Source organism: Curtobacterium pomorum, assembly GCF_044497295.1.
Lineage (GTDB): Bacteria > Actinomycetota > Actinomycetes > Actinomycetales > Microbacteriaceae > Curtobacterium.
Genome location: NZ_CP172409.1, coordinates 1,766,235 through 1,790,139 on the forward strand (window position 1 = coordinate 1,766,235; position 23,905 = coordinate 1,790,139).

The window sequence follows — 23,905 nt, forward strand, 5'->3', positions numbered from 1 at the left end:
TCCGGAACCAGGTTCTGCGGGAATGCGGGCGCACGCCGCGCGTTGGCATCAGCATGAACGACTCCGTGAAGGTCGATGTCTGGTCGGACATCGCCTGCCCCTGGTGCTACATCGGCAAGCGCAAGTTCGAGGCCGGCGTGGCCGCGTTCGGCGCCTCGTCGGACTCCCTGCCGGTCGAGGTCGAGTACCACTCCTTCGAGCTGAGCCCGGACACCCCCGTCGACTTCGAGGGCACCGAGGCCGAGTTCCTGTCCAACCACAAGGGCATGCCCGTCGAGCAGGCGCAGCAGATGCTCGACCAGGTCACCGGCATCGCCGCGAGCGTCGGGCTCGACTACGACTTCGAGGCCATGCACCACACCAACACGGTGAAGGCGCACCAGGTCATCCACCTCGCCAAGCAGCACGGCAAGCAGCTCGACATGGTCGAGCGCCTGTTCACCGCCTACTTCGAACGCGGCGAGCACGTCGGCGACGAGGCGACGCTGGCTGACCTGGCCGCCGAGATCGGGCTCGACCGCGACGAGGTCCTCGCGACGCTCCGCGACGACGCACAGCTCGCCGCCGTCCGCGCCGACCAGGCCCAGGCGCAGGCCTTCGGCATCAACGGCGTCCCCTTCTTCGTCATCGACGGCAAGTACGGCGTCTCCGGCGCGCAGGACCCGGCCGCGTTCGAGCAGGTGCTGACGCAGGTCGTCGCGCTGCGCGGGACGACGCCCGACGAGGTCGCCTCGGCGACCGAACGCGCTGCGGACGACGCGAGCGCCGACGTGGCGGCGACCCGATGACGGGCGCGACGCTCACCGCCGGGGGTGGGGCGGGCCTCCCGTCCGCCCTGTCGGTCCCGGATGCGATTTCCGGTCTGGAGGCGCGCCCCGGCCTGCTCACGATGGTCACGCCCGGCGGTGCGCCGGTCTGCGATGGTGATTCGTGCCTGATCGACGCCGGCTCGTTCGCCGGCGCCGAGGGCGACTGGTCCGAGGTGCCGGACTGACGACTCCGTCAGTCGCGCGTCGCGCGCTGGTGGTCCCGCGCTCCCGTGCGGTCGTTGCGCCCCGACTCTGCGGGGCGCAACGGCTGTGCGGGGGCGCGATCGGTCGGTTGCGCGTCGCGCTGCTGCCGACGCGATCAGTCGCGCTGCGGTTCCTCGTCGGTGATGTCGGCGACGGTCGCGCCGTACGCGGCGACGAGTGCGTCCGCTTCGACGAAGGCGCTCGCGCCGTGGCGACCGGCGCCGAGGGCGACCCGTCGACCGACGATCCGTTCGTCGGCGTAGACGGGCAGGTCACCGGTCGCACCGATGGGGGTGATGGTGCCGCGCTCGTAGCCGGACGCCTGGAGCGCGGTCGCCGCGTCGGGCATCGAGAGCTTGTTCACGCCGACCACGGTCCGGAGCTTCTTCCACGCGATGCTCCGACCGCCCGGCACGAGGGCGAGCAGGAAACCGCCGTCGTGCCGCTTGACGACGAGCGTCTTGACGATGTCGCCGGGGTCGATGCCGAGCATCTCGGCGGCCTGCTGCAGGGAGTCCGCGGCGGGGCGTTCGACGACCTCGACCGTGAGGCCGCGGGCCGCTGCGTCGGTGTCGAACCGGGTGCTGGCGTCGATCGTCATGTGGAGAACGCTACCGCCGCGCACCGACGTGGGAGGATGGAGCAGGTATGACGATCACACAAGCCCCAGCACGGCCTCTGCGCATCGGTCCGATCGAGGTCGACGTGCCGGTCGTGCTCGCGCCGATGGCGGGCATCACGAACATGGCGTACCGCCGGCTCTGCCGCGAGTACGGCGCCGGTCTGTACGTCTGCGAGATGATCACCTCGCGCGCGCTGGTCGAACGCACCCCCGTGTCGATGCAGCTCATCCAGCACCACGAGTCCGAGACCCCGCGGTCGATCCAGCTGTACGGCGTCGAGCCGAACACCGTGGCCGAGGCGGCATCGATCCTGGTGGGCGAGGACCGTGCTGACCACATCGACCTGAACTTCGGCTGCCCGGTGCCCAAGGTCACCCGCAAGGGCGGCGGGGCGGCACTGCCCTGGAAGCTCGAGCTGTTCCGCGAACTCGTCACGAAGACCGTCCGCGCGGCGGGCGACGTTCCCGTCACCGTGAAGATGCGCAAGGGCATCGACGAGGACCACCTCACCTACCTGGACGCCGCACGCATCGCGCGGGACGCCGGCGTCGCCGCGGTCTCGCTGCACGCGCGCACGGCGAACGAGCACTACTCCGGTCACGCCGACTGGTCCGCGATCGCGACCCTGAAGGAAGCCGTCACGGACATCCCGATCCTCGGCAACGGGGACATCTGGTCCGCAGCCGACGCCCTGCGCATGGTCGACGAGACCGGTGCCGACGGCGTCGTCGTCGGGCGCGGATGCCTCGGGCGTCCGTGGCTGTTCGGTGACCTGGCAGCGGCGTTCCGCGGCGAGGGGCTGCGGTACATGCCCTCGCTCGGCGAGGTCGCGGACGGCTTCCGCCGGCACGCCGAACTGCTCGTCGAGTTCTTCGGGTCCGAAGAGCACGGCTGCCGCGACATCCGCAAGCACGTGGCCTGGTACTTCAAGGGGTACCCGATCGGCAGCGACGTGCGGTCCGGACTCGCGATGGCGTCCAGCCTGCAGGAGATCGACGACCTGATCGGGCAGCTCGACCACGACGCGCCGTACCCCGGGGTCGACGCCGAGGGGCCCCGCGGCCGCTCCGGCAACCCGAAGCGCACCGCCCTGCCCGACCGCTGGCTCGAGTCCCGCGACGTCGACAGCGAGTTCCGCAAGGTCCTCGCCGCCGCCGAGCTGCACCACAGCGGCGGATGAGCGCCACCGCCTCGTACGGTCCGGCCGACGCCGAGCGCTGGCTGCCGGAAGAGCACGGCAACCGCCGGTCGGACTTCGCCCGCGACCGCGCCCGGCTGCTGCACTCGAGTGCGCTCCGACGCCTCGCCGCCAAGACCCAGGTGCTCAGCCCGACGACCGGACTCGACTTCGCCCGGAACCGCCTGACGCACTCGCTCGAGGTGGCGCAGGTCGGTCGTGAACTCGCGGACTCGCTCGGCCTCGACCCCGACGTGGTGGACACCGCGTGCCTGGCGCACGACATCGGCCACCCGCCGTTCGGTCACAACGGTGAGACCGCCGTCAACGCCTGGGCCGCCGGCATCGGCGGCTTCGAGGGCAACGCGCAGACGCTGCGGCTGCTCACCCGGCTCGAACCGAAGGTCTACGGGCTGCGGCCGGGCGCCGATGCCGGCACTGCCGGGGGCGGGGACCGTCCGTTCGGGCTGAACCTGACCCGGGCGTCGCTCGACGCCAGCTGCAAGTACCCGTGGCCGGCGGCGCAGGGCGTCTCCGAGTCGTCATCGGGCCGGACCAAGTTCGGCTTCTACGACGACGACCACGACGCCTTCGAGTGGCTCCGCGCCGGGGCCCCGCGGCGCCAGCGGTGCATCGAGGCGCAGGTCATGGACCTGTCGGACGACATCGCCTACTCGGTGCACGACTTCGAAGACGCCGTCGTCGCCGGGTTCATCGACGTCGCGGCCCTCGGTGACCGCGTCGGCGAGAACGACATCGTCACCGCGATGCACGCGTGGGTGGGCGACGACCTGAGCCGCGAGGAACTGCTCGAGGCGTTCGACCGCCTCCGGGCACTGCCGCTCTGGATGACCTCGTACGACGGCTCCCGCCGCGACGCGGCGCGCCTGAAGAACCTGACCTCGCAGTTGATCGGACGCTTCGCGCGGACGGCGACGGCAGCGACACGCGAGTCCTACGCCTCCGGGTCCCTCGTCCGGTTCGCGGCCTCGGTCGTGACACCGCCCGAGATCATCGGGGAGATCGCGGTGCTCAAGGGCATCGTCGCAGCGTTCGTGATGACCCAGGGCGATCGGCAGCCCGTGTACGAGGACCAGCGGCGGATCCTGACGGAGCTGCTCGATGCCCTGGCGGCGTCCGGGCCGTCGGACCTCGAACCCGGCTTCGCGGCCGACTGGCGTGCGGCGAACGACGACGACGGACGACTCCGTGCCGTGGTCGACCAGGTCGCCAGCCTGACGGACCAGGGCGCGATCGCCTGGCACAGGCGGTTGGTGGTCGGCGAGCGGGAGTCGATCCACATCCCGGTGTGAGCGGGGGCCTCGGTGGTTCGTCCACATCTCGGGGCCGCGGTCGGCCGAGGTCGGTGCCACGAACTAGGATCAGAGGGTGGCTGGCAGGATCGCGCGGAACGACATCGACGAGGTCCGCTCGCGTGTCAACATCGCCGACGTCGTCGGCGACTACGTCACGCTGAAGAACGCGGGCGTCGGCTCGATGAAGGGGCTCTGCCCCTTCCACGACGAACGCTCCCCGTCGTTCCACGTCCGGCCCCAGGTCGGCCGGTACCACTGCTTCGGCTGCGGTGAGGACGGCGACGTCTTCAGCTTCATCATGGCGCAGGACCACACCACCTTCGCCGAGGCCGTCGAGCGCATGGCAGCGAAGATCGGCTTCACCCTGCACTACGAAGAGGGCGACGGGCCGCGCACCGACTACAACACCCGCGCCCGGTTGATCGCCGCCAACGAAGCCGCGCTCGAGTACTACACGGCGCAGCTCACCACCGCCGCGGCCGACCCCGCACGGCGGTTCCTGGGGGAGCGCGGGTTCGACCCCTTGGCGGCGCAGCACTTCGGTGTCGGCTTCGCGCCGAAGTCGTACGACATGCTCAAGGACCACCTGCGCGGTCGGGGCTTCACGCTCGAGGAACTCACCTCGGCCGGGCTCGTCAGCCAGGGTGACCGGTCGCCGTACGACCGGTTCCGCGGGCGCCTGATGTGGCCCATCCGCGACGTCACCGGGGCGACGATCGGGTTCGGTGCCCGGCGCCTGCTCGACGACGACAAGGGCCCGAAGTACCTCAACACGCCCGAGACCCCGATCTACCACAAGAGCCAGGTGCTCTACGGGCTCGACCTGGCCCGCCGCGACATCTCGAAGCAGAAGCAGGTCGTGATCGTCGAGGGCTACACCGACGTCATGGCCTGCCACGTCGCCGGCATCACCACCGCGGTCGCCACGTGCGGCACCTCGTTCGGCGTCGACCACATCAAGGTGCTGCGCCCGATGCTCGGCGACCTGGCCGGTGCCGACCCGAACGCCAACGGCGAGGTCGTCTTCACGTTCGACCCGGACGAGGCCGGGCAGCGAGCCGCCTCTCGCGCCTTCGCCGAGGAACAGCGGTTCGCCGCGCAGACCTTCGTCGCCGTGGCGCCCGGTGGCCTCGACCCGTGCGACCTCCGGCTCGCCCGCGGTGACGACGCCATCCGCCGTCTCATCACCAACAAGCGTCCGATGTTCGAGTTCATGATCCGCCGCACGTTGGAGGGCCACGACCTCGAGACGGTCGAGGGTCGCGTCGGTGCCCTCCGCGCCGCCGCCCCCGTGCTCGCCGGCATCCGCGACCGATCGCTCACCCAGGGCTACGTCCGTGAGCTCGCCGGGTGGCTCGGCATGGACATGCCCGAGGTCCGACGAGCGGTCGAGACCGCGCGTCGTCGCGCGGGGTCGACGGACGATCGGTCAGGAGGCCCGGGGCGCGACGGTCGCGCCGGTCACGCCACCGACGGGGCCGGTGTGGTCGAGGAGCCCGTCGCCGGGATCCGCTCGCTGCCGAACGACCCGATCAGCCGAATGGAGCGCGACGCCGTGATGGCGATGGTGCAGCAGCCGACCTCCGTCGGGGCGCCGTTGCTCGGGCTCGCCGCGTCCGCCACGTTCTCGGCACCGATGCTCGCCGTCGTGCGGGACGCGGTGGTCGCCAACGTCGACGTCATCGGGGCGCAGGACTGGCTCGACCGGTTGCTCGCCGACGTGCCGACGCCGTTGCGCACCCTCACGCACGAACTGGCCCTCGCGCCGATCCCTGCGCGGAACGCCGAGGACCTCGCCGCGTACTGCCGGAGCATCGTCGTCGCCCTGGTCGAGCGGGACCTGCTCGCCCGCAAGGCCTCGCTGCTCGGACAGCTGCAGCGCGCGGACCCGCACGAGCAGGCCGAGCGTCGCGCCGAGATCCAGCGGCAGCTCGTGGACATCGATGCGCAGCGGATGCGGTTGCGCGCCGACGCCGAGGCGTCCTAGCCCCCGAGCCGCCCGGCCGCCGGCCCGAGGCTGCTCGAGCCGCTCGAGCGCCTGGGTGCCCGGGTGCCCGGGTGCCCGGGTGCCGGCCGTGTGCGGTTCGTCCAGGTTCCGAAATCTGCACATCTGGCCGCACTCGAGCGGCCCTTCGTGGAACCTCGGCGAGCACGAGTGCCGCGGTGACGTGACCGCACAGCGTGACTGAGGCCGTGCGGCGCGACCACGTCGGCGAGGTGACGGTCGCGGTGGAGATGCGCCGGGCCTCCCGGTCGGCGTGCGGAGGTTCCACAACACGCCGCGTGCGCTCCGCCGAGGTTCCGATGCCGGGCTGAACGAGCGTCGACATGCCGAGATTTCGGAACCTGGAGCGGGGCCGGGCGGGGGCGCGGCGAGGCGGGATCGCAGGCGGGGCGCGCGGGCGGGCGGGACGTGACTGGTCGGCGGAGGCAAGGGGGCTGGGGCCGGGCCTCCCGGTCGGCGTGCCGAGGTTCCACAACACGCCGCGTGCGCTCCGCCGAGGTTCCGATGCCGGGCCGGACGAGCGTCGAGATGCCGAGATTTCGGAACCTCGGGCGAGCCGGAGGCGGGGGCGGAGGCGAGCCGGGAGCGGGCCCGGGCTCGCCCGGGCGGCGCGTTGCACGGCGCAACTTTCGTGTGCGGCGCGCCGGTTCGATGCGCACGAATGATGCATCACGCGACGGGTGCTTGCATTACAGCGGTGTAAACAAATCGCTCCCGGTTCGATCTGTTCCGTGACAGGGTGATACCAATGAGCGTTCCTGGCCGGGCACACAGACGTTCCACCCGCCGGTCAGGACACTTGCACCCATCTTCAAGAGAGGCATCGAACATGGCATCCGTGTTCAAGAAGCACACAGCCACGTGGGGCAGGCGCGGCATCGCGCTCGGCGCCGGAGCAGCAGCGACGGCGCTGGTGCTGACCGGCTGCGCGAGCAGCAGCGTGAGCGACACCGAGCTGAACGGCCTGAGCATCGGGACGACGGACAAGGTCACGTCCCTCGACCCGGCCGGTTCCTACGACAACGGCTCCTTCGCCGTGCAGAACCAGGTCTTCCCGTTCCTGATGAACACGCCCGTCGGCAGCCCGGACGTCGAGCCGGACATCGCGACGAAGGCGGAGTTCACGAACCCGACCACGTACGAGGTCACCCTCAAGGACGGGCTCGAGTTCGCGAACGGCAACAAGCTCACCTCGAGCGACGTGAAGTTCTCGTTCGACCGTGAGCTGAAGATCAACAACGAGAACGGTCCGCAGTCGCTGCTGGCCAACCTCAAGAGCATCGACACCCCGGACGACACGACCGTGGTGTTCAACCTCGACCACGCCGACCAGACCTGGCCGCAGGTGCTCTCGAGCCCCGCCGGTCCGATCGTCGACGAGGACGTCTTCAGCGCGACGAAGCTCACCAGCGCCGACGACATCGTCAAGGGCAAGGCGTTCGCCGGGCAGTACCAGATCAGCTCCTACAAGGAGAACCAGCTGGTCCAGTACAAGACGAACCCGAAGTACGACGGCCTGCTCGGCAAGGCGAAGACCGACGAGGTGACGGCCAACTACTACACCAAGGAGACCGACCTCAAGCTCGCCGTGCAGCAGGGCGACGTCGACGTGGCGTACCGCTCGCTGACGCCGACCGACATCTCGGACCTGCGCAAGGACGACGACCTCAAGGTCACCGACGGCCCCGGCGGCGAGATCCGCTACGTGGTCTTCAACTTCAAGACGCAGCCGTTCGGCACCGGTCAGGACGACGCCGACGAGGCGAAGGCCCTCGCCGTGCGCCAGGCCGCCGCTGACGTGGTCGACCGCGCCGCCCTGGCGAAGGAGGTCTACAACGACACCTTCACGCCGCTGTACTCGATGGTGCCGGACGGCCTCACCGGTGCGGTCCAGCCGTTCAAGGACATGTACGGCGACGGCGACGGCGGCCCCGACGTCGACAAGGCGAAGAAGACCCTCGCCGACGCCGGTGTCTCCGGCAAGGTGCAGCTCGACATCCAGTACGCGCCCGACCACTACGGTTCGGCCTCGGACGACGAGTACGCGCTGCTGAAGACGCAGCTCGAGGACTCGGGCCTGTTCACCGTCAACATCCAGTCGACGGTCTACACGACCTACGCGCAGGAGCGCACGAAGGACGCGTACCCGGAGTACCAGCTCGGTTGGTTCCCGGACTTCTCCGACGCCGACAACTACCTGTCGCCGTTCTTCACCAAGGAGAACTTCGTCCAGAACCACTACGACGACTCGGTCATCCAGGACCTCATCGCGAAGGAGCAGGCGGAGTCCGACCCGGACAAGCGTGCCGACCTGATCGAGCAGGCCCAGGAGCGCGAGGCTTCGCAGATCTCGACGCTGCCCCTGCTGCAGGGCAAGTCCGTCGCCGTCGCCGGCAAGGACGTCAAGGGCCTGACCCTCGACGCCTCGTTCAAGTTCCGGTACGCCACCCTCAGCAAGTAGCACCACGCCCCTCGCGCAGGCCGCGGGCGTTCCCACGAGGAACGCCCGCGGCCTGCGCACCGGCATGAAAGGCACCCCTCCCCGTGACCCTGAGCACCCCAGAGGCGACCCAGGACGTGAACGGCACCGATCCAACCAAGCCACAGGCACAACGTCGTGCCAAGAGCAGTGGCGGCGGACTCGGCCGGTACATCCTCGTCAGGTTCCTCCTCATCATCCCGACCGTCTTCATCCTGGTGACGCTCGTCTTCTTCCTGATGCGCGTCATCGGGAACCCGATCACCGCGTCGGTCGGCGGTCGACTCACCCCGACGCAGCTGCAGGAACGCCTGCACGCCGCCGGGTACGACCGTCCCGTGCTCGTGCAGTACTTCGAGTACCTCGGCAACATCCTGCGCGGTGACTTCGGCAACGCGTCGACGGACAACCGGCCGATCACCGAGATCATCCTGCAGTACGGCGGGGCGACCGCCGAGCTCGTGTTCTACGCCCTCGTCGTCGCGCTCGTGCTCGGCATCCCGCTCGGCATGCTGGCCGCGTACACGCGCGACAAGTGGCCCGATGTGCTCCTCCGCGCCCTCGCGATCCTGACCTACGCGACCCCGGTGTTCTTCGGTGGCCTGCTGCTGAAGCTCGTCTTCTCGGTCTGGCTCGGCTGGCTGCCGCTCGGCGACCGTGCCTCGACCAGGGTGGAGCTCATCCTGGACGGCATCCCCGGTGCGAGCGGCGTCTACATCATCGACGCGCTCCGCACCGGCAACGCCGCCGTCATCGGCGACGTGCTGCAGCACGCGGTCCTGCCGGCGCTGACGCTCGGGCTGCTGACCGCCGGCATCTTCCTGCGCCTGGTGCGCGCGAACATGATCGGGTCGCTCGGCTCCGAGTACGTCGACGCGGCCCGCTCCCGCGGTGTCCGCGAGTCGCGGCTCGTCCGGACGCACGCGTTCCGCCCCGCGCTCGTGCCGATCATCACCGTGATGGGCCTGCAGATCGCGATGCTGCTGGGCGGTTCGGTCCTGACCGAGACCACCTTCGGGTGGCGCGGCCTGGGCTTCGAGCTGAACCAGTACCTGTCGGCCCGTGACTTCGTCGCCGTGCAGGGCATCGTCGCGATGCTGGCGGTGATCGTCGCGGTGACCAACTTCATCGTCGACGTCGTCGCCGCCCTGATCGACCCGAGAGTGAGGTTCTGACGATGGCCGACACCACCCTCGTCGACCGCCACGAGCCGCTCTGGAAGCGGCTGCCCGTGGTGGTCCAGCTCCGCAAGAGCACCGGCTGGCAGCGCGCCATGCTCATCGTCGGCGTGGTCATCTGCGCCCTGTACCTGCTCGTCGCGGTGTTCGCGCCGCTCCTGGCCCCGTACGGCTTCGGCCAGCTGCAGGGCGCGGACGGCGAGAGCTTCCCGCGCACCGGTGCTCCGAGCGCCGAGCACATCTGGGGTACCACCGTCGGCGGGTTCGACGTGTTCAGCCGGGTCGTCTACGGCGCCCGCACCGCGGTCCTCGTCGTGATCGTCGCGGTCGTCGTGTCGATCATCGTCGGCGTCCTGCTCGGCCTGGTCTCCGGCTACCTGGGCGGCTGGCTCGACCGGGTCCTGGTCGTGGTCGCCGACGCGATCTACGCCTTCCCCTCGCTGCTGCTCGCGATCGTCGTGTCGATCGTGATCTCCGGTGGCAACTCGAGCTACTCGGGCGGCATCATCGCGGCGGCGATCTCGATCACCGTCGTCTACGTGCCGCAGTACTTCCGGGTGGTCCGTGCCGAGGCCGTGCGCCTGAAGAACGACGCGTTCGTCGAGTCGGCGCGCGTGATGGGCACGAACCCGTGGCGCATCATGATCCGGCACGTGCTGCGGAACTCGACGCGGTCCCTGCCGCTCATCCTGACGCTGAACGCCAGCGACGCGATCCTGACCCTGGCCGGCCTCGGCTTCCTCGGGTTCGGCATCGGTCCGACGTCCGGCGCCGAGTGGGGCTACGACCTGAGCCGCGCGCTGTCCGACGTCGCGAGCGGCGTCTGGTGGACCGGTGTCTACCCGGGTGTCGCGATCGTGGTGCTCGTGCTGGGTGTGACGTTCATCGGCGAGAGCCTCAACGACATCTCCGACCCCCGTCTGCGTGCGCGCCGACGGCTGAAGCAGCTGGTGTCCACGCGCGACGCGCGCAACACGGCCACCGCGGATGGAGCGGGCGCATGACGACCGACACCGAGAACGCACCCGTCGTCGTCGTCGACGACCTGACCGTCACCTTCGCCACCGACGGCGGCGCCGTCGACGCGGTCAAGGGCGTCAGCCTCGACGTCCGTCCCGGCGAGGTCCTCGCCCTGGTCGGCGAGTCCGGCTCCGGCAAGTCCGTCACCGCTCGCGCGATGCTCCGGTTGATGCCGGAGACGGCGACGCTCGGCGGCGCGGTGCTGCTCGACGGCACCGACGTGGTGCGCGTGGGCGCGCAGAAGCTCCGCAGCCTGCGGGGGACCGCCGGGGCGATGGTCTTCCAGGAGCCGTCGACCGCCCTCAACCCGGTGTTCACCGTCGGGTGGCAGATCGCCGAGGGGCTCCGCGCCCACGGCGGGATGTCGAAGAAGGAGGCACGGGCGAAGGCGATCGACTACCTCGGTCGCGTCGGCATCCCCGACCCCGAGACCCGTGTCGACCACTACCCGCACCAGTTCTCCGGCGGGCAGAAGCAGCGGGTCGTCATCGCGAGTGCGCTGGCCCTCGAGCCGTCGGTGATCATCGCCGACGAGCCGACCACGGCGCTCGACGTGACGGTGCAGGCCGAGATCCTCGACCTGCTCCGCCGGTGCCGCGACGAGTTCGGCACGGCGATCGTGATCATCACCCACAACATGGGCGTGGTGGCCGACCTGGCCGACCGCGTCGCCGTGATGTACCAGGGTGAGATCGTCGAGGAGGCGTCGGCGACGGACCTCTTCGCGCGGCCGCAGGCCGACTACACGAAGCGGCTCCTCGCCGCGGTGCCCCGGCTCGAGGCGTCGACGGGGACCGCCCGCCGTGCCGCGATCACCGAGGACGTCACCCCGCTGGTCGAGGCGAAGGGGCTCGAGATCGAGTACCCGGGCCGCCTCGGTTCGCCCGCGTTCAAGGCCGTGAAGGGCGTCGACCTGGCGATCCGTCCCGGCGAGGTCCTCGGGCTGGTGGGGGAGTCCGGTTCCGGCAAGACCACGATCGGGCGCGCGATGGCCGGCCTGACGAAGGTCACCGGCGGGTCCCTCAAGGTCCTCGGTGCGGAGATGCTCGGCTACCGCGAACGGGACTTCAAGCACCTGCGGAAGGACATCGGGTTCGTGTTCCAGGACCCGGCGACCTCGTTCAACCCGCTGCTCACGATCGCCGAGTGCGTCGCCGAGCCGCTGGTCGTCCACAAGGAGGTGTCGAGCCCCCGTGCGGCCCGCCAGCGCGTCGACGAGCTCCTCGAGGCGGTCCAGCTGCCGAAGGCGTACGGCGACCGCTACCCGCACGAGCTCTCCGGCGGTCAGCGCCAGCGCGCCTCGCTCGCCCGGTCGCTCGCGCTCCGGCCGAAGCTGCTCATCGCCGACGAGCCGACGAGCGCGCTCGACGTGTCGGTGCAGGCCCGCGTGCTGGAGCTCTTCCTCGAGCTCCAGCAGGACCTGGGCTTCGCGTCGCTGTTCATCAGCCACGACCTGGCGGTCGTGGGCGCGCTGTCCGACCGGATCGCCGTGCTCTACCGCGGTGACCTGGTCGAGGTGGGCACGACGGCGCAGGTCCTCGGCGCCCCGCAGCACCCGTACACGCAGCGCCTGCTGGCGTCGCTCCCGGTGCCGGACCCTGCGGAGCAGGCCGAGCGACGGCGTACGCTGGAGCAACTGGAGAACGCCGGGTCCTGACCCGACGTGACCCGCCCAGGAGGCCCGACCTGCGTCGTCGACGCACGCCGGGCCTCCTGGGCGGTCGCCTCCACAGCTGTACGCACGACGGTCCTGCCAGCGCGGTCCGTCGCGAACCGCCGCCAGGGGGCGGCGTGGAAGGGGACCCATGATCGCGGTCAACGGACCGGCGGTCGTCGCGGACGACGTGTCGATCGAGTACCGGGGCGGACGGGGGTCCGAGTCGATCCGCGCGGTCGACGGGGTCAGCCTGACCGTGCGGCAGGGCGAGATCCTCGCGCTGCTCGGCGAGTCGGGGTCCGGCAAGTCGACCTTCGCCGCCGCGATCGCAGGGCAGCTCGGGTCGCACGGCGAGGGCGACGGCGCGCTCCGTCGCCACATCGTCGGGGGCGAACTGACCGTCCTCGGCCAGAAGACCCGCGGCCTGCGCGGTTCGTCACGGAAGCTCGAGCGGTTGAGCGGACGCATCGGCTACCTGCCGCAGGACGGTGCCGACCGGCTCAGCCCGGACCTGACCGTCGGCGAGGCCATCGCCGAACCGATCTACCAGCGCGACCGTCGCTTCGACCGGAGGGAAGCGGGCCTGATCGTCGCCCGACTGGTCGACGCCGTGCACCTGCCGCTCGGTGTGATGCGCCTGAACACGTGGGAGCTGTCCAGCGGGCAGCGGCAGCGCGTCGCCCTGGCGCGGGCCCTCGTGCTGGAACCGCAGCTCCTGGTCGCCGACGAGCCCGCCCGCGGTGTCGACGTGCTCGTGCGCCAGTCGGTGCTCGAGGCACTGGCGACCCTGCAGCGCAACCGGCAGTTCTCCGCCGTCGTGGTGTCCAGCGACCTGCGCGAAGCCGGTGCCCTGGCGGACCGCGTCGCCGTGATGGCCGACGCCCGGCTGGTCGGCCTCGGCACCTTCGACGAGGTCCTCGACAACCCCGTCGACCCCTACGTGAAGACCCTGGCCGCGACCGCGGCTCGCGGCGTCAAGCGACGTCCGGCGCCCACCGCCCCGCGCCGCTCGACGGCGCCGCGCCGACCGGTCGCCGCCGGCACCGGCCCCCGCGCGGACCGACAGGAGAACCCGTGAGCACCGCCGCCCGAGGCCACCGCGCCGTCGTCCCGACCTCCGGCGCACCGTTGCCGATCGACGCGCCGCAGTCCGGTCCCGTCGCCGTGCTGCCGGAACCGACCGACCTGCACGTCACCGCGGTGACCGAGGCCGGCGGGACCGTCGCGCCGCTCGACGCCCAGACCCGCGGGCTCGTCTGGCTGGACCCCCGCGACCCGTCCGGCCTCGCCGACGCGCTCGACGCCGCTCCGGGTGTCGGCTGGGTGCAGCTGCCGTTCGCCGGCGTCGACGCCTTCGCGCACCTCATCCAGGAGCACGGTGACCGCGTGCTCTTCACCTCGGCGAAGGGCGCGTACGCCGAACCCGTCGCCGAGCACGCCCTGGCCCTGACGCTCGGGACGCTGCGGGTGCTGCCGAAGCGCGCCCGCGCGTCCTCGTGGGCGACCGAGCCCGAGGGTGTGTCGCTGTACGGGCGCAACGTCCTCGTCATCGGCGCGGGCGGGATCGCGCTCGAGTACATCCGCCTGCTCGCCCCGTTCGACGTCGACGTCACCGTGGTGCGTCGCTCGGCCGACCCGGTGGACGGCGCCTCCCGCACCGTCACCACCGACCAGCTCGACGCCGTCCTGCCCGACGCCGACGTCGTGATGATCGCCGCCGCCATGACCTCGGGCACCGCGAAGCTGTTCGGTGCGCGGCAGTTCGCGATCATGAAGCCGTCCGTCCGGCTCGTGAACGTCGCCCGCGGGGGACTCGTCGACACCGACGCCCTGGTCGACGCCCTGCGCACCGGTGCGATCGCCGGCGCGGGGCTCGACGTCACCGACCCCGAGCCGCTGCCAGACGGCCACCCGCTGTGGTCGGAGCCCGGCGCGGTCATCACGCCGCACCAGGCGGACACCCCGGAGATGGTCGCGCCGCTGCTCGCCGAGCGGGTGCGGCTCAACACCACGGCGTTCCTCGCCGGCAGTGGCGAGGGGTTCGTCGGCGTCGTCGACCCGGTCGCCGGGTACTGAGGAACAGCGCTGCACCGGGGTGCGCGTCGCGGCGCGCCCGGGCGGCGTGTCCGATGCGGTGAGTGTCCCCACGGTGCTGCTATGCTGTTACCCGTTGTTCGCACGACATTCGCCAGCGGACAGTGATCCTCGATAGCTCAATTGGCAGAGCAGCCGGCTGTTAACCGGCAGGTTGTTGGTTCGAGTCCAACTCGGGGAGCGTCTGGCCCGGATCCTCACGGATCCGGGCCGTTTGCGTTTCCGGGGGCGTTTGTGTCTCAGGGGCGGTGCCCACGGCCGCGCGTCGCGCGGGCGCGCCGGTCAGGACGCGGGGGTGTCCGGCTCGATGCGGAGCGTGCCGTCACGGTTGTTGTCGTCGATCGTGCCGGTCTTGGTCACGTAGACGTCGAGGTAGTCGAGCCGGAAGTGGTCGAGCTGGTCGGCGTACTCGGACAGGAACTCCGTGACCTGGTGCGGCATGGCGCGGCGGTCGTCGTGCCCGACGACGATCGCGTCGAAGGGTCCGTACTGCGGCTTCTGCGTGCCGCGCTCGGGCAGGTAGATCCGCCAGGTGTTCGCGCTGAACCGGGCGAACAGCACGCCCTCGGAGTCCTTGCCGCGCACCTGGAGCGCATCGGAGAGCAGGGCGATGCCGCTCGGACGGGACTGCGCCACCGCGACGCCGAGCCGTACCGCCGGCACGAGCAACGACGCCACGAGCATCGTGGCGACGATGCGACCGACGGGCGGGCGCACCGCGGCCAGCCGGGCGTACCCGATCGCCGCGAGCGCGATGACGAGCGGCATCCACGCGTCGTAGTAGTAGGGGAGCGAGACGTTCGCGACGATGACGTAGAAGACGAGGAAGACGCCGAGCGCGATGCCGAGGTACGCGACCAGCCGGTCCGGCCGGATCGCGAACGCGCAGACGACACCGACGAGCAGCACCGAGAGCAGCAACCAGCCGGTGCCGGCCGCCAGGAACGCGAAGTTCGCCCACCACGGGGCCGCGGGGTAGATCGTGCCGAGGATCGTCGTCGGGTGTCCGTGCGCGTTCTGCTGCGCCTGGAACTTCAGCATGTGCCCGATGGCGGTGAACAGCCCCACCGGCAGGTACAGGAGCACGAAGACGACCACGAACGCGACGCCGCCGAACAGTGCACCGACGCCCAGGTCGCGCCAGCGCCGGAACAGCAGCGGCAACGCGCCGATCGCGAGCACGAGCACCGCGGTCGAGACCTTCGACGTCACCGACATCGCGAGCAGCGCACCCGCGGCCGCGATCCACCAGCGGTTGCCGGTGCGCATCCAGGTCCAGGCGGCTGCGAGCGAGGCGACCGCGAAGAAGACCATCAGGGGCTCCAGCATCGCGAAGCGGTCGATCCGCGCGCCGATGACCGAGCCGGCCTCGGCCCAGCTGGCGCCGGACCCGCGCGGCGTCAGCCACCACGCGCCCGCGGCGAGGAGTCCTGTCCAGAACCCGACCTCGCGCCGCAACCAGACGAGCAGGACCACGCCGGTGCCGAGCATCGCGGCCGCGGCGACCAGGCGGGGCCCGAGCGGTCCCTGCCCGACGACGAGCTGCGCGATGCCGTACAGGTACTTCGCCGTCGGTGGGTGTTCGAGGTTGAGCGAGAAGTTGCCGTGCACGTAGGCCCAGCTCGCCCGCAGGTACACGAACTCGTCGTTGACGATGGTCGGGCGGCCGAGGTGCCAGACGGCGACGAACAGGGCAGCCACGGCGACGACCACGAGGGCGGCGACGCGGACGGGGCGGGAGTGCAGGCGGGGGATGAGGACCTCCAGGGCGGGGCGTGCCCGACCATCATCGCAGGAGCGGCCGTGCGGCTCCTGCCGGGCAGTTGCTGTTAGCGTTCACAGGTGCACCGATCCCGTCCGCCCCGCGCCGCGCTCCTCGGCGTGCTGCTCGCGGTCGTGGTCGCGCCGGTGCTGGTCGGGTGCAGCGGTGCCGGACCGGACACCGATTCGTCCGAGGAACCCACGAGTTCGGAGACCGGGCTCGGGTCGGGTGCCTCGCCGGTCGTGTTCGCGTTCGTGTGCGACGACGGCGACCGCGAGACCTACACGACGTACTCCGCGGTGTGGGAGGACGAGCGGACCTCGTGCACCGCGAAGCGGCTCACGGGCTCGGTGCCGTCGGCGCAGCAGCAGGCCGCGGTCGACGCGACCCGCGGTGACGCGACGCTCGTCGAGCTCGCGAGCGCCTGCGCCGTGACCGGCACGGACCCGTGGACGTCGGCCGTGGCCGACGACGGCGCCGCGCACGTCGCCGCAGGGCTCCTGCAGTACTGCCCCGGGCACCCGGAGACCGACCACCTGCGCGACGCACTGTCGACGTACCGGAGCTGAGCCGGGCCTCCTGGCCGTCAGCCCTCGGGGTGGTCGCGACCCGGCAGCCACGACTGGCCGGGGCCGCCCCAGCTGTTCTTGCGGATCGCCTTGGCGACCTGCTTGCCGTAGGGGTGCACCAGGCGGTCGGCGTAGAGCCAGCCGTCCAGGTGGTCGTACTCGTGCTGGAAGACGCGCGCGAGCCAGCCGTCGGCGCGGACCTCGAACGGTTCGCCGTGCTCGTCGAACGCGCGGAGCAGGGCGCTTCCGGAGCGTCGGAGCGGGAAGCGCTCGCCCGGCACGGACAGGCAGCCCTCGGACTCGTCGTCCTCGTCGAGCTCGTCGACCGACTCGGGGACCGGCGGGCTGATCCAGAGGACGGGGTTCACGGCGGCACCGCGGTGCAGCACCTCGTCGTCGTCGGTGTACGAGTACACGAACAGGCGCTTGCCGACGCCGACCTGGGGTCCGGCCAGCCCGACGCCGGGGGCGAGGTCCATGGTCTCGAACATGTCGGCGACGAGCGAACGGAGGTCGTCATCGAACTCGGTGACCTCGGCTGCACGCTCGTGCAGGACGGGTTCGCCGGTGATGCGGATCGGGAGAACGGCCATTCACCCAGGTTATCCGGCGCGGAACGGTAGCCTCGACGCGTGACGACGGACCTCCAGCTGCCGGACGCAGTGAGCAACCTCACGCCGTTCCAGGCGCTCATGATCCCGGTCGCGCTCATCGGTGCGGTGTTCCTGTCCCTCGGTGCGCAGTTCCAGAGTCGCGGCGTGCAGCGGGTCGAGGCACGGCTCGGGCGGCAGTCGAAGGGACTGAGCGTCCGGCACGTGGTCGGCCTGCTCTCGAGCGGCTCCTGGGTGCTCGGTACGCTGATGCTCGGCATCGCGGTCGTCCTGCAGCTGGTGAGCATCACGTTCGCGCCCCTGATCGTGGTGCAGCCCCTCGGCGCCGTCGCGCTCGTGATCACGACGTGGTTCTCGTCCCGGTGGTCGGGCGTGCCGCTGGGGCGTCGCGCGCGGCGTGCGGTGTGGACGTGCATCATCGGTGTCGCGATCTTCGTCGGCATCGCGGCCTTCGTCGGGCACGAGAGCGCCATCACCCGCCAGCAGCTCGTCACCGTCCTGGTGATCCTGGCCGTGGTGCTCGTCCTGGTGCTCGTGTCGTTCCGGCTCGTGGCCAAGCACAAGAGCGCGCTCTACTACATCGTCGGCGCCGGCGTCCTGTACGGCTTCGTGGCGACGTTGGCGAAGGTCGTGCTGAACCGCTTCGTGAACGGCACGTTCGACTGGTTGACGGTGCTCGCGATCGTCGGGGTGGTCGTGGCTGCGTCGCTCGGCGGGTACTTCGTGCAGAACGCGTACTCGAGCGGCTCGGCCGACCTGGTGATCGCGGGGTTGACGGTCATCGACCCGATCGTCGCGGTCGGGATCGGCGTCATCGTCCTCGACGAGGCGTCCGGGGCGCCGTGGGGTGCGGTCGCCGGGTTCGTGGTCGCGGCCGGCATCGCCATCACCGGGGTGTTCCTGCTCGCCAAGCACCACCCGCAGACCCGCGCCTGACCACGGTCGCACCGCGGTGCGGCGGCGACGACCCGGTCACCCCGGGGTACCACGGGGTCCTCCGCGCGGCTGACGCGGCAGCGGAACCAGGTGCGGTACCGTCGCAGTCCGACCAGCAATCGCCCACGAGAGGACGACGCCCGCCGTGTCAGGAGACGTCACCACCGCCACCGCCGAACCGACGGGTGCGACGGGCGGACACCGACCCTTGCGCGTCCTGATCGCCGCGGACACCTTCCCGCCGGACGTCAACGGCGCCGCCACCTTCGCCGAGCAGCTCGCCGTCGGCCTGGCCGAGCGCGGGCACGAGGTCCACGTCGTCGCGCCGGCGTCGAGCCGCCAGTACGGCACCTTCGACGAGGAGCACCAGGGCGTGACCCTCGTCGTGCACCGCCTGAAGTCGTACAAGTGGCCGCTGCACGCCTGGCTGCGCTTCGTGTGGCCGTGGAGCGTCAAGAAGTGGACCGGCCCGATCCTCGACGCCGTCAAGCCGGACGTCCTGCACATCCAGTCGCACGTCGTCATCGGCCGCGGCATCGTCCCCGAGGCGAACGCGCGCGGCATCCGGGTCGTCGCGACGAACCACTTCATGCCCGAGAACCTGCTCGAGTACACGCCGTTCGGCAAGTGGACGCTGCCGATCGCGCTGAAGATCGCGTGGAGCGACGCCGCGAAGACCTACCGGCTCGCGGACACCATCACGACGCCGACCAACCTGGCCGCCGACTACCTGCGGAAGGCGATCGCCGGGCAGCGGGTGCTCGCCATCTCGTGCGGCATCGACGCGTCCCGCTACGTCGCGCGCGAGGGCCGCCCGGCCAACAACGACATCGTGTTCGTCGGCCGGGTCGCGCCGGAGAAGAACCTCGACGTCCTGGTCCGCGCCGTGGCCCTGCTGCCCGGTTCGCTGGCGGCGACCCTGACGATCGTCGGCGACGGCGAGATGATCCCGAAGCTGACCGCCCTGGCGAAGGAGCTCGGGCTCGAGGACCGCGTCCGCTTCCTCGGGTTCGTCTCGGACGAGGCCAAGCGCACCGCCCTGACGAACGGCACCGTGTTCGCGATGCCCTCGACCGCCGAGCTGCAGAGCATCTCCTCGCTCGAGGCGATGGCGTCCGGACTGCCGGTCGTCGCCGCGGACTCGATGGCGTTGCCCCACCTGATCGACGGCAACGGGTACCTGTTCGTCCCGGGCGACGAGCACGACCTCGCCGCCAAGCTCGAGGCCGTGCTCACGGCCCCCGAAGCGGAGTACACGGCGATGCGGCAGCGCAGTACGGCCATGATCGAGGCACACGACATCAACCGCACGCTCTCGACGTTCGAGGCGCTGTATCGTGGGGAACCGGTGGCCTGAGGGTCGTCGAGGGGCGGTAGCCAAGCTGGTCAAGGCAGTCGGCTCATAACCGAACGATTCGCGGGTTCAAGTCCCGCCCGCCCTACGTGCACCTGCCGAGAAAGCGCGACACGTCGCAGCAAGAGGACCACAGCCCGACGCCCAACGTGACGTTCGAGGTGACCCGTGGTGGCACCGGCGTGCGCGTCAACGCCTTCCGCATCGGGTTCATGGGGGCCATCGGTGTGCTCGTCGCCCTGCTCGCCGGCACCATCATCGGCGAGCTCAGCACCGTACTCGTCTACATCGGCGTCGCGTTGTTCCTCGCGCTGGGCATCGACCCGCTCGTGTCGTTCCTCGAGCGGATCATCCCGCGGTGGGCGGCGATCACGATCGTCGTGGTGGGCGTCCTCGGGGTGTTCGCCGCGGTGGTGTTCGCCGTCGTCCCGATCCTGGTCGAGCAGGCGACGAACCTGATCCAGAACTTCCCCGAGGTCGTCGACGACATCTCGAAGCAGCAGTGGGTGCAGGACCTGTCGAAGCAGTTCGCCGGGTCGTTCGACATCGACCACGCCCTCGAGTCCGTGCAGTCGTTCGTCGAGAACCCGGGCAACCTGCTCAGCGTCGGCGGCGGGATCCTGGCGGTCGGCAGCGGCATCCTGTCCGGGCTCACCGGCGTCCTCATCGTCCTCATCCTCATGCTCTACTTCCTCGCGTCGATGCGGGGGATGAAGCGTGCGGCGTACCGGTTCGTGCCGGCGTCCCGCCGCGAGAACTTCATCGACGTCAGCGAGCAGATCACCCAGGCGGTCGGTCGGTACGTCGTCGGGCAGGTGTCGCAGGCGCTCATCAACGGCATCCTGAGCCTGGTGTTCCTGCTCATCATCGGTGCACCGCTGCCGGTGCTGCTGGCGTCGTTCGCGTTCCTCGGGTCACTCATCCCGCTCGTCGGCACCCTCGGCGCCGCGGTCGTGATCTCGCTGCTCTGCCTGTTCGCGTCGCCCGCGACCGCCCTCGCCGCGGCGATCTACTACCTCGTCTACATGCAGGTCGAGGCCTACCTGATCTCGCCGCGCATCATGTCGCGTGCCGTGCAGGTGCCCGGTGCCCTCGTGGTCATCGCCGCGGTGGCCGGCGGCACGATCGGCGGCGTGCTCGGTGCCCTGGTCGCCCTGCCCGTTGCCGCGTCGGTGATCATCATCGTGCAGAAGGTCATCTACCCGCGCCAGGAGCTGGCGTGACCGACGCCGCCTTCGCCGCCCACGTCACCGAACGTGATCGCTGGGCGCGCGGCCCCCGGGGTCCGCTCGCGCTCGTGAACGCCCAGCGCGTCGACCACCCGCAGCCGGTGTGGCCGGTGCCGGGCACCTGGGCGCCGGCGGCCGGCGGCCTCACCGTGACGGCTGCCGCTGCCGACGGCGTCGTCGTGGACGACGTGCCGGTCGACGGCACCGTCCTCGTCGCCGGTGACACCGCCGTGGTGCCGTCCGTCGTCGTGTTCCCCGAGAGCTTCGCGGGCACCGTGTCCGGTTCGACGCTGCGCGTCTGGGACCCGGCCGCGGAGCCGATCCAGCGGTTCGCGCGGATCGCCCGGTTCGACCGGTCCGACGACTGGGTGCGGTCCGGCACGTACGTCCCGCTGGGGGATGGTGCCGGTGAGGACCGGGAGGCCCGTGGCAGCGTCCTCGACGCCGCCGGCGACGCCCTGCCGGTCGCCGGGCACATCGAAACGGCCGTCGGCAGCACCACGGTCCGCTTCGTCGCGGTCCGGTCGGCAGCGTTCCGGGGTGCACCCCGGCTGCAGCTCATCGTGCAGGACGCCACGAGCGCCCTGCCCGAGGACGACCCCGGCAGCACGTACTCGATGGGCCGGTTCCTGTACCTCGACGACCCCGGTGCTGCCGGCCCGGTCGAGCTCGACTGGAACCTGCTGGTGCTGCCGCCGTGTGCGTTCTCGTACCAGTTCGCCTGCCCGATCCCACCCGAGGACAACCGCGTCACCGTGCCGATCACGGCGGGGGAGCGGCACCCCGTCGACACCGCGGGCGCCGTCCTGCACTGAACCGGATCGCACCCGGCGAGGTCCTTGCCGTTCCCAGCCGGAACGCTGCATAATGGGCGTGTCCTGTCGGGACATCACAATCGCATACCGAATGATTCCGTGGCTCGCAGCCGCTCGGATCCTCCGCACCAGGTCGATGGGGAAGTCGCACCTGACGTATCGGAGGAACCGTGAACGGAACGACGACAGGAGTGCTCTACGTGCACTCCTCACCCCGCGCGCTCTGCCCGCACGTCGAATGGGCAGCCGGTCGCGCGATGAACCGCGCCGTGAACTTCTCGTGGCTCGACCAGCCGGCGCAGGACGGTGCACGTCGGACCGAGTTCACGTGGACCGGTGCGGTGGGTGCCGGTGCCGCGATCGCCTCCGCGCTGCGCGGCTGGGAGCACCTGCGCTACGAGGTCACCGAGGAACCGACGACCGAGTCCGACGGCGGCCGCTGGATGCACACCCCCGACCTCGGGGTGTTCTACGCGCAGACCGACGTCACGGGCAACATGGTCATCCCCGAGGACCGCGTCCGCTACGCCATGGAGGTCGCGGGCAGCAACGCGCTCGAACTCCACCGCGAGCTCCGACTCGCCCTGGGCCAGGCGTGGGACGACGAGCTCGAGCCCTTCCGCCACGCAGCCGAGGGCAACCCCGTCGTCTGGCTGCACCGCGTCGGCTGACGGACACTCGGCCCAGCGGGCCGGGCCCTGGACGGTGCCACCGGACGACGGAAGCCCGCCCCGACGACGCGGGACGGGCCTCCTGGCAGGGTGCGACGGATCAGACGCTGCGGAACGCGACCACGGCGTTGTGGCCGCCGAAGCCGAACGAGTTGCTCACCGCGAGCAGGTCGCCGTCGGGCAGCGCACGCGGCTCGCGCGCGACGTCCATGACGATCTCCGGGTCCTGGTCGTGCAGGTTGATCGTGGGCGGTGCGACGCGGTTGTGCAGGGCGAGGACCGTGAACGCGGCCTCGATCGCACCGGCACCGCCGAGCAGGTGACCCGTCGACGCCTTGGTCGCCGACACGACGATGTCGTCGAGGTGGTCGCCGAAGACGCGACGCATCGCGTGGTACTCGGCGACGTCGCCGACCGGCGTCGAGGTTGCGTGCGCGTTGACGTGCACCACGTCCTCGCGGCTGGCGCCGGCGTGGTCGAGCGCCTGCAGGACCGCACGGGCGGCAGCGCTGCCCTCGGGGTCCGGTGCCGTGATGTGGAACGCGTCCGAGGTGATGCCGGCTCCGGCGACCTCGGCGTAGATCGTCGCCCCGCGGGCCTCGGCGTGCTCCTTCGACTCGAGGATGAGCGCCGCGGCGCCGTCACCGAGCACGAAACCGTCACGCGTGACGTCGTACGGACGCGACGCGGTCTCGGGGGAGTCGTTGCGGCGGGACAGGGCCTGCATCGCCGCGAACGCCGCCAGCGGCAGCGGGTGCAGGGCGGCCTCGGCGCCACCGGTGATGACGATGTCGGCGTCCCCGTCGGCGACGTGGCGGTAGGCCTCGGCCAGGGACTCGGTCGACGAGGCGCAGGCCGACAGGTAGGTGCGGGCGCCGCCACGGGCGCCGAACTCCATCTCGATGGCGGCGGCCGGGCCGTTCGCCATGAGCATCGGGACCGTCATCGGCAGGACCCGACGCGGGCCCTTCTCGCGCAGGGTGTCCCAGGCGTCGAGCAGGGTGTTCACGCCGCCGATGCCGGTCGCCCAGTCGACGATGAGGCGCTCGGGGACGACGGACTCGGCGTCGATGCCGGCGTCGGCCCACGCCTCACGCGCCGCGACGAGCGACAGCTGCGACGACGGGTCCAGGCGCTTCGACTCGGGGCGGGTGAGCTGGTCGGTGAGGAACCGGCGCGCCTGGCCGGCGAACTCCACGGGGAGTTCGAGCTCGGCGTAGCGCGGGTCCTCGATGCGGGTGATGCCGGACTTGCCGGCGAGCAGCGCGTCCCACGTTTCCGGGGCAGTCGCGGCGAGGGGTGAGATCGCACCGATCCCGGTGACGACGACGGTCTTCTTGGTCATGGAACGACGGTTCTTTCGTTGGGGAACAAGATGAGCGCCGCGGCCGACGGT

The 23,905-nt window shown here is 71.0% G+C and carries 21 protein-coding genes and 2 tRNA genes; 19 read left to right on the forward strand and 4 right to left on the reverse strand.

From position 1 onward, the window contains the following. Positions 1–53: 53 nt before the first annotated feature. Together ACGH48_RS08470 and ACGH48_RS08475 are read left to right on the forward strand one after the other, a co-directional pair. On the forward strand, positions 54–788 hold the full coding sequence (locus tag ACGH48_RS08470) for a DsbA family protein (protein ID WP_123312886.1): 735 nt from the start codon (positions 54–56) through the stop codon (positions 786–788). Further along, a complete protein-coding gene (locus ACGH48_RS08475; RefSeq protein ID WP_396291002.1) occupies positions 785–994 on the forward strand; it encodes a hypothetical protein in 210 nt (69 codons plus the stop codon). Before ACGH48_RS08470 ends, ACGH48_RS08475 begins: the two co-directional genes overlap by 4 nt. Positions 995–1,128: 134 nt before the next feature. Here ACGH48_RS08475 and ACGH48_RS08480 read toward each other — a convergent pair whose 3' ends face one another. After that, positions 1,129–1,614 (reverse strand): aminoacyl-tRNA deacylase, encoded by a 486-nt coding sequence (locus tag ACGH48_RS08480; RefSeq protein WP_396291003.1) that lies wholly within the window; start codon positions 1,612–1,614, stop codon positions 1,129–1,131. Between the two features lie 47 nt (positions 1,615–1,661). Here ACGH48_RS08480 and dusB point away from each other — a divergent pair, with 47 nt between their 5' ends. From dusB to ACGH48_RS08530, 10 genes are all read left to right on the forward strand, one after another. Next, a complete protein-coding gene (gene dusB / locus ACGH48_RS08485; protein ID WP_396291004.1) occupies positions 1,662–2,816 on the forward strand; it encodes a tRNA dihydrouridine synthase DusB in 1,155 nt (384 codons plus the stop codon). Continuing rightward, entirely contained in the window at positions 2,813–4,126 is a 1,314-nt protein-coding gene (locus ACGH48_RS08490) for a deoxyguanosinetriphosphate triphosphohydrolase (RefSeq protein WP_396291005.1), read from the forward strand. Before dusB ends, ACGH48_RS08490 begins: the two co-directional genes overlap by 4 nt. A 76-nt stretch (positions 4,127–4,202) precedes the next feature. Next, positions 4,203–6,116, forward strand: coding sequence for a DNA primase (gene dnaG, locus ACGH48_RS08495; protein ID WP_396291006.1), 1,914 nt, complete (start codon positions 4,203–4,205; stop codon positions 6,114–6,116). An 847-nt stretch (positions 6,117–6,963) separates the two neighbouring features. Then, positions 6,964–8,595, forward strand: coding sequence for an ABC transporter substrate-binding protein (locus ACGH48_RS08500; RefSeq protein WP_123312880.1), 1,632 nt, complete (start codon positions 6,964–6,966; stop codon positions 8,593–8,595). 116 nt (positions 8,596–8,711) lie between these two features. After that, positions 8,712–9,788: an ABC transporter permease gene (locus ACGH48_RS08505; RefSeq protein WP_396291112.1), complete on the forward strand. Its 1,077-nt coding sequence runs from the start codon at positions 8,712–8,714 to the stop codon at positions 9,786–9,788. A gap of 2 nt (positions 9,789–9,790) precedes the next feature. Further along, complete coding sequence (locus tag ACGH48_RS08510) at positions 9,791–10,795, forward strand: ABC transporter permease (RefSeq protein WP_123312879.1); 1,005 nt, start codon at positions 9,791–9,793, stop codon at positions 10,793–10,795. Beyond that, the gene (locus ACGH48_RS08515; RefSeq protein WP_340195737.1) at positions 10,792–12,468 is read left to right on the forward strand and encodes an ABC transporter ATP-binding protein; all 1,677 of its coding nucleotides are present in this window, start codon (positions 10,792–10,794) and stop codon (positions 12,466–12,468) included. Before ACGH48_RS08510 ends, ACGH48_RS08515 begins: the two co-directional genes overlap by 4 nt. Before the next feature lie 148 nt (positions 12,469–12,616). Continuing rightward, complete coding sequence (locus ACGH48_RS08520; RefSeq protein ID WP_396291007.1) at positions 12,617–13,546, forward strand: ATP-binding cassette domain-containing protein; 930 nt, start codon at positions 12,617–12,619, stop codon at positions 13,544–13,546. Beyond that, a complete protein-coding gene (locus ACGH48_RS08525; RefSeq protein WP_396291008.1) occupies positions 13,543–14,544 on the forward strand; it encodes a D-isomer specific 2-hydroxyacid dehydrogenase family protein in 1,002 nt (333 codons plus the stop codon). Before ACGH48_RS08520 ends, ACGH48_RS08525 begins: the two co-directional genes overlap by 4 nt. Before the next feature lie 126 nt (positions 14,545–14,670). Continuing rightward, a tRNA-Asn gene (locus ACGH48_RS08530) sits at positions 14,671–14,743 on the forward strand. 101 nt (positions 14,744–14,844) lie between these two features. On the opposite strand, the gene ACGH48_RS08535 is transcribed toward ACGH48_RS08530, so the two are convergent. Beyond that, positions 14,845–16,263 carry an ArnT family glycosyltransferase gene (locus ACGH48_RS08535; protein ID WP_396291009.1) on the reverse strand — a complete coding sequence of 473 codons (1,419 nt, stop codon included), beginning with the start codon at positions 16,261–16,263 and terminating at the stop codon, positions 14,845–14,847. A 141-nt stretch (positions 16,264–16,404) separates the two neighbouring features. On the opposite strand from ACGH48_RS08535, the gene ACGH48_RS08540 reads away from it, so the two are divergent. Beyond that, complete coding sequence (locus tag ACGH48_RS08540) at positions 16,405–16,893, forward strand: hypothetical protein (protein WP_396291010.1); 489 nt, start codon at positions 16,405–16,407, stop codon at positions 16,891–16,893. A 17-nt stretch (positions 16,894–16,910) separates the two neighbouring features. Here the strand turns inward: ACGH48_RS08540 and def are convergent, their stop codons facing one another. Continuing rightward, entirely contained in the window at positions 16,911–17,486 is a 576-nt protein-coding gene (gene def, locus ACGH48_RS08545; RefSeq protein WP_123312874.1) for a peptide deformylase, read from the reverse strand. A 39-nt stretch (positions 17,487–17,525) separates the two neighbouring features. On the opposite strand from def, the gene ACGH48_RS08550 reads away from it, so the two are divergent. From ACGH48_RS08550 to ACGH48_RS08575, 6 genes are all read left to right on the forward strand, one after another. Further along, positions 17,526–18,440 (forward strand): DMT family transporter, encoded by a 915-nt coding sequence (locus ACGH48_RS08550; RefSeq protein WP_396291011.1) that lies wholly within the window; start codon positions 17,526–17,528, stop codon positions 18,438–18,440. Positions 18,441–18,585: 145 nt separating this feature from the next. Next, a complete protein-coding gene (locus ACGH48_RS08555; protein WP_340195744.1) occupies positions 18,586–19,797 on the forward strand; it encodes a glycosyltransferase in 1,212 nt (403 codons plus the stop codon). A gap of 10 nt (positions 19,798–19,807) precedes the next feature. Beyond that, positions 19,808–19,882, forward strand: a tRNA-Ile gene (locus ACGH48_RS08560). 61 nt (positions 19,883–19,943) lie between these two features. Continuing rightward, the gene (locus ACGH48_RS08565) at positions 19,944–21,017 is read left to right on the forward strand and encodes an AI-2E family transporter (protein ID WP_311316883.1); all 1,074 of its coding nucleotides are present in this window, start codon (positions 19,944–19,946) and stop codon (positions 21,015–21,017) included. Beyond that, positions 21,014–21,838 (forward strand): DUF1684 domain-containing protein, encoded by an 825-nt coding sequence (locus ACGH48_RS08570; RefSeq protein WP_396291012.1) that lies wholly within the window; start codon positions 21,014–21,016, stop codon positions 21,836–21,838. The genes ACGH48_RS08565 and ACGH48_RS08570 overlap by 4 nt, the downstream gene beginning before the upstream one ends. A gap of 170 nt (positions 21,839–22,008) precedes the next feature. Then, positions 22,009–22,509 carry a DUF3145 domain-containing protein gene (locus tag ACGH48_RS08575; protein WP_235035923.1) on the forward strand — a complete coding sequence of 167 codons (501 nt, stop codon included), beginning with the start codon at positions 22,009–22,011 and terminating at the stop codon, positions 22,507–22,509. A 100-nt stretch (positions 22,510–22,609) separates the two neighbouring features. Here the strand turns inward: ACGH48_RS08575 and ACGH48_RS08580 are convergent, their stop codons facing one another. After that, complete coding sequence (locus ACGH48_RS08580) at positions 22,610–23,854, reverse strand: beta-ketoacyl synthase (RefSeq protein ID WP_123312870.1); 1,245 nt, start codon at positions 23,852–23,854, stop codon at positions 22,610–22,612. Positions 23,855–23,905 lie beyond the last annotated feature (51 nt).

Excerpts from the sequence above, each read along its gene's own strand:
- ACGH48_RS08470 (WP_123312886.1), top strand. The coding sequence starts at position 54 with ATGAACGACTCCGTGAAGGTCGATGTCTGGTCGGACATCGCCTGCCCC.
- ACGH48_RS08475 (WP_396291002.1), top strand. The coding sequence starts at position 785 with ATGACGGGCGCGACGCTCACCGCCGGGGGTGGGGCGGGCCTCCCGTCC.
- ACGH48_RS08480 (WP_396291003.1), bottom strand. The coding sequence starts at position 1,614 with ATGACGATCGACGCCAGCACCCGGTTCGACACCGACGCAGCGGCCCGC.
- dusB (WP_396291004.1), top strand. The coding sequence starts at position 1,662 with ATGACGATCACACAAGCCCCAGCACGGCCTCTGCGCATCGGTCCGATC.
- ACGH48_RS08490 (WP_396291005.1), top strand. The coding sequence starts at position 2,813 with ATGAGCGCCACCGCCTCGTACGGTCCGGCCGACGCCGAGCGCTGGCTG.
- ACGH48_RS08500 (WP_123312880.1), top strand. The coding sequence starts at position 6,964 with ATGGCATCCGTGTTCAAGAAGCACACAGCCACGTGGGGCAGGCGCGGC.
- ACGH48_RS08510 (WP_123312879.1), top strand. The coding sequence starts at position 9,791 with ATGGCCGACACCACCCTCGTCGACCGCCACGAGCCGCTCTGGAAGCGG.
- ACGH48_RS08515 (WP_340195737.1), top strand. The coding sequence starts at position 10,792 with ATGACGACCGACACCGAGAACGCACCCGTCGTCGTCGTCGACGACCTG.
- ACGH48_RS08520 (WP_396291007.1), top strand. The coding sequence starts at position 12,617 with ATGATCGCGGTCAACGGACCGGCGGTCGTCGCGGACGACGTGTCGATC.
- def (WP_123312874.1), bottom strand. The coding sequence starts at position 17,486 with ATGGCCGTTCTCCCGATCCGCATCACCGGCGAACCCGTCCTGCACGAG.
- ACGH48_RS08580 (WP_123312870.1), bottom strand. The coding sequence starts at position 23,854 with ATGACCAAGAAGACCGTCGTCGTCACCGGGATCGGTGCGATCTCACCC.